The sequence below is a fragment of the Enterocloster aldenensis genome, assembly GCF_003434055.1.
In the GTDB taxonomy this organism is placed as follows: domain Bacteria; phylum Bacillota; class Clostridia; order Lachnospirales; family Lachnospiraceae; genus Enterocloster; species Enterocloster aldenensis.
The window spans coordinates 1-467 of sequence record NZ_QVEX01000054.1 but is presented as its reverse complement, the minus strand read 5'-3'; the positions used below and the strand labels follow the sequence as shown (position 1 = coordinate 467).

General features: G+C 49.9%; 1 protein-coding gene. It reads right to left on the bottom strand.

Going from position 1 to position 467, the window contains the following annotated elements; genetic code table 11:
- Positions 1 to 467: transposase (locus DWX59_RS28460; protein ID WP_235845215.1), on the bottom strand; the 467-nt coding region annotated here is incomplete at both ends.

Sequence of the window (467 nt, the reverse complement as noted above, 5' to 3'; positions counted from 1 at the left end):
GTCACCTGCCGGATGAAATGATATTTATCTACGATGATCGTTGCGTTTGGAAAGAAGGTCTGTGCAAGTTCGGCATAGGGCCGCCACATATCGCAGACAAAGAACTTTACCTTTAGGCGCTCTTTCCTGGGAATGTTCCGCCAATAATCAGCCAGGTGGCTCTGGGTGCGATCCGGAAGAATGTCGAGGATCCGGCGTTTTTTCGGATCAACCAGAATGCACTGATATTTGCCGGTAGAAGCATTACCTTTGAATTCGTCAATGGAAAGCGCTTGTGGAAGCCGGTCAGGCGGAGGATAGCTAATCGTGTCCAAAAGGCGACAGACCGTCTGGACGGAAACACCCGTAAGTTCTGCAATCTGTTTGATAGAAAAGGTCTGCCGAAGTAGGGAAACAATGTAACAAGCCAGCCTGCGGGTCCTGCGATGGTAGCTTGGCAGGAACGAATAGGGTTCTGTGAAGCGTTT